We start from the raw sequence: 4,630 nt of genomic DNA on the forward strand, positions 1-4,630 counted from the left end.
AACGGTCTTTCAATTGTAGTACTTCTTCTTCTGTCAATTCACGATATTCACCAAGTGCTAGGTCATCACCTAATTGCAATGGGCCCATTGATAAGCGTTTTAAATACGTTACTTCTGTATCAATCGCTTTAAACATTCGTTTTACTTGATGAAATTTACCTTCTGAAATTTCAAGTTCAATTTCAGATTCTACTCCGCTGTTTAAAATCGTCAGTTTTGCTGGTTTTGTTTGATAGCCATCATCAATGATAATGCCTTGTTGAAACATCTCAATATGTTCTGGCTTCACTTCCCCAGCGATTTTGGCATAATACACTTTTGGTACATGCTTTTTGGGAGATAATAAATTATGTGTTAATTGACCATCATTTGTAATTAATAAAAAGCCCTCTGTATCCTTGTCTAAACGTCCTACTGGAAACGGTTCAAAATGACGGTGATACGGTTCTAATAAATCAATAACAGTTTGATCATAATTATCTTCTGTTGCGGAGATGACGCCTGCTGGTTTATTCATTAATAAATAAAGCATTGGCTCATACGTAACGCGTTCGCCAAAAATAACAACTGCTTGTTTCTCTGGGTCTACTTGTAAGCCAACATCTTTCACGACAACCTCATCAACAGTGACTGCTTTTTGTTTAATGAGCTTTTTCACATCTTTACGTGTACCAAAGCCCATATTTGCTAATAGTTTATCTAAACGCATGTATTTCTCCTAATGAATGTGTAATTTTTTTGCTAAACGTTCAAAACGTGAACCGAGTAGTTTTTGTGCTAATCCTAATTTTAGTGATAAGAAACCATAGACTACTACCCCTACACCACCGCAGATAAATAAATAAACCATCGCAATCCAGCGGGTATTTGGTTCTGGCAAAATGAAGCCAAGTAATGAACGTACAACCATCACGACTGCAACCATAACTGCTGTTAAAATCGCAATTAATAAAATACGGCGCATTAAACGTTTTGGTTTATAATTTAAAACTTTTACGATAACGGCAATGTTAATACCGATTGTGAAGATATAACCAATTGTTGTTGCGTAAATAGCACCTGATGCTTCAAATGCTTCAATCATTGGAATATTAATTGATAATTTAATCAAAATCCCTACTAACAAGCTGAAAATAATCCATTTTTGATGATCAATACCTTGTAATAGTGCAGCAGTTACAGAGAATAATGCAAACAAAATCGCAACTGGTGCATAAAGCGCTAAAATATGTGCGCCCATATCACTTGGTGAATATAAGAAAGCATAAATTTCATATGATAATACGGAAATCCCAATAACAGCTGGTAACGTCACAAATAATAAGATTTGGAATGTCTTATCCATTGTTTCAATTACATCGCTATGTTTACGCTGTGTGTAAAAACGTGTAATTGCTGGTACAAGTGCCATCGAGAAACCTGTTGCCAACATCACTGGAATCATAACAATTTTTTGTGTTGTAAAGTTCAACATACTTAAATATAAGTCGGATACTTTTGCCAGGCCGATTTCTGCCATTGCTGTATTAAATGTTAGCATATCAATTAATTGGAATAATGTTGATGCAATCCCTACGAATACGTACGGAATTGAATACGTTAATACTTCTTTATAAATTTTCACATAGGAGAAATCGCCTGAATCGACGCTTTCTCTTAATTTCAAATCAAACTCAGGCTTTGTCTTTTTCCAATAATAGCCCATGACAAGTAGCCCGCCAAGTGCCCCAATAAATGACGCGAATAACGCGAATGAAATTGCTGATTCTGGTGTTCCATTGAATAAGCGCATCATAATAAATGCACCGACTAAAACGACAATGATACGCACAATTTGTTCAATTAATTGTGATACGGCTGTTGGTGTCATATGGCCGTATCCTTGGAAGAATCCTCGTGTAATACTCATAAAAGGTACTACAAGTAATGCAAAACTTACCCAGCGAATAACGCCGGCAATCTGATTTGTTGTAAAAATCTGTTCATCGTCTTTAATCACCATTCCCGCAATAGGGTCTGCTAATAAATAAAGTGCCGCAAAACAGACAACTCCCGAACCAATCATAATGAAGACACCGGACTTCATTAACTTACGGCCTGCTGCATAATCTCCTCGACTATTATACTTCGAGACAAATTTCGAAACGGCAACAGGTGCACCCGATATCGCAATCGATAGCATAATTGAGTATGGAATAAAACCGTAAGAATAAAGTGCCACATTTTCCTCACCAATGATGGCATAGAATGGGAATACATAAATCAAGCCAAGTACTTTCGATAAAAACATACCGATCGTTAAAATGGCTGTCCCTTTCATAAATGATGACATACTAACCTTCCATTCTTTTTCAAAAAATAAAAATCACTAAATTTTAGTTTACAACTCGAACGGCAATTACTCAAATAGTTTCTTCACATCGTGTATAATAAATTGAACTGACATTCCAATTTAGAAAGTGAGCGTTTTAATATGTATGATGTAATCGTCATCGGTGGTGGCCCTTCTGGATTAATGGCCTCAATCGCCGCTGGTACGAACAATAAAAAGGTGTTATTACTCGAAAAGGGTAAAAAACTTGGACAAAAATTAGCAATTTCCGGAGGTGGCCGTTGTAATGTAACGAACCGTTTGCCTGTCGATGAAATTGTTAAACACATCCCAGGGAATGGTCGCTTCCTTTATAGCCCCTTCACAGTTTACAACAATGAAGACATTATTGCCTTCTTTGAGGGGTTAGGTGTTGCCTTAAAAGAAGAAGATCATGGCCGTATGTTCCCTGTATCGAACCGTGCACAAGACGTGGTAGATGCGCTATTAAAAGAAATGGCTCGCTTAGACGTTGAAATCCGTAAACAAACAGCCGTTGCCAAGTTATTAATGGACGACGAAAAAATCTTAGGTGTACGCTTAGAATCGGGTGAAGAAATTAAAGCAAATGCTGTGGTTGTTGCAGTGGGTGGTAAAGCTGTTCCACAAACTGGTTCTACAGGAGATGGCTATCCTTGGGCTGAGCGCGCAGGTCACACTGTGACAGATTTATACCCAACGGAAGTTCCCTTGTTGTCAAATGAGACGTTTATTCAGTCAAAAGAGTTGCAAGGTTTAGCACTTCGTGATGCAGCCGTTTCTGTATTAAAGAAAAATGGTAAAGCCATTATCACACATCAAATGGACATGCTCTTCACACACTTTGGACTAAGTGGTCCAGCGATTTTACGTTGTAGCCAATTTGTTGTAAAAGAATTAAAGAAAAATGGCGGCAAGCCGGTTACAATACAAATTCAAGCGCTTGTTGACTACAATGCAGAATCTGCTTTCCAATTACTAATGAAGCAAGCAAAAGCAGATCCAAAGAAAGCCTTAAAAAATATTTGGAAAGGTATTGTTCCAGAGCGTTGGTTATTATTTTTAATGCAGCGCGCTGCTATTTCTGAAGCTGCAACAGGTGCTGATTTATCAAACGAACAAGCACGTCATTTAGCGAAAGAGCTAACAGGATTTGAAATGACTGTTTATGGCACACAACCTTTAGCAAAAGCTTTTGTTACAGGCGGCGGTGTATCTGTCAAAGAAATCGAACCTAAAACAATGGCCTCTAAGAAAAAGCCAGGTCTTTATTTCTGTGGTGAAATTTTAGATATTCATGGCTATACAGGTGGCTATAATATTACATCTGCTCTTGTTACAGGGCGTATTGCTGGTGACAGTGCCGCGAACTTTTCTTTTTGATACACGTTCCTATTAGGTATTCAATGCAAAGGGAGGCTGGGAAGTGAAAAAACGCAAGTCATGGATAAAATGGATAATCGGATTGATTATTGCATCTATCCTATTAGCAACTTGTGCAGTTATTGCTATTATTCAAATTTTCGATGCTGCCAAAACAACATTGCCAGACCCTACTAACCAACAACAAGTACGTGAAAAATTTATTGGGGAAATTGGGGAGGTTGCACGGGAAGTTGCTGCAGAGCATGATCTTTATGCCTCAGTGATGATTGCCCAGGCCTCGCTTGAAAGTCATTTTGGTACGAGTGGTCTTGGAAGTGAGCCAAACTATAATCTTTATGGGATTAAAGGTAAATACGATAATCAATCCGTCAAAATGAAAACACAAGAAGACGATGGAAAAGGCAATATGTCGACCATCAAAGCTGATTTCCGTAAATACCCTGATTACCATGCTTCTATGGAGGATTACGCTGCATTATTAGCAAAAGGTACTTCATGGAATAAAGATATTTATGCTGATACGTTTAAGACAAATGCACGAACGTATCAAGAAGCAACAGAGGCATTAACCGGTAGCTATGCTACTGACTCAAGCTATGCTGAAAAGTTAAATGCCTTAATTGAGCAATATGATTTAGAAGCATACGATACTTCTGCTACGAAAAAAATTGTACGAGCAAAATTTTTCGATAATGTAGAGGATATTGCAAAAGAATATAATATTTCAGAAACGCTTATTCGTCAGTGGAATCACTTGACGACAAATGAGTTAAAAAAAGAAGATAAAGTTATTTTATATATTTCTCAATAACGATAAAACAGACTGGGGCAGAACTTATCTCCTGTCGATTATCGGTCCGCAATAATAAAAGAAGGGAATCGCAAAAGCGATTC

At 37.5% G+C, this 4,630-nt stretch carries 4 protein-coding genes; 2 read left to right on the plus strand and 2 right to left on the minus strand.

Translation table 11 applies throughout. The annotated features are described in order from the left end of the window. Together KTHG_RS08220 and KTHG_RS08225 are read right to left on the minus strand one after the other, a co-directional pair. Window positions 1-709: pseudouridine synthase (locus KTHG_RS08220; protein ID WP_126989005.1), on the minus strand; the 709-nt coding region annotated here is incomplete at its 3' end. 9 nt (window positions 710-718) lie between these two features. Then, the gene (locus KTHG_RS08225; protein WP_139992676.1) at window positions 719-2,332 is read right to left on the minus strand and encodes a putative polysaccharide biosynthesis protein; all 1,614 of its coding nucleotides are present in this window, start codon (window positions 2,330-2,332) and stop codon (window positions 719-721) included. Window positions 2,333-2,473: 141 nt separating this feature from the next. On the opposite strand from KTHG_RS08225, the gene KTHG_RS08230 reads away from it, so the two are divergent. Then, window positions 2,474-3,733: a BaiN/RdsA family NAD(P)/FAD-dependent oxidoreductase gene (locus tag KTHG_RS08230; RefSeq protein WP_139992678.1), complete on the plus strand. Its 1,260-nt coding sequence runs from the start codon at window positions 2,474-2,476 to the stop codon at window positions 3,731-3,733. Window positions 3,734-3,776: 43 nt separating this feature from the next. After that, the gene (locus KTHG_RS08235; protein ID WP_139992680.1) at window positions 3,777-4,547 is read left to right on the plus strand and encodes a glucosaminidase domain-containing protein; all 771 of its coding nucleotides are present in this window, start codon (window positions 3,777-3,779) and stop codon (window positions 4,545-4,547) included. Window positions 4,548-4,630: the final 83 nt, after the last annotated feature.

It is taken from the genome of Kurthia sp. Dielmo, assembly GCF_000307285.2.
Classification (GTDB): domain Bacteria; phylum Bacillota; class Bacilli; order Bacillales_A; family Planococcaceae; genus Kurthia; species Kurthia populi.

Bases quoted from the DNA above. Each gene is read 5' to 3' on its own strand.
- KTHG_RS08225 (WP_139992676.1), bottom strand. From the start codon at position 2,332: ATGTCATCATTTATGAAAGGGACAGCCATTTTAACGATCGGTATGTTT.
- KTHG_RS08230 (WP_139992678.1), top strand. From the start codon at position 2,474: ATGTATGATGTAATCGTCATCGGTGGTGGCCCTTCTGGATTAATGGCC.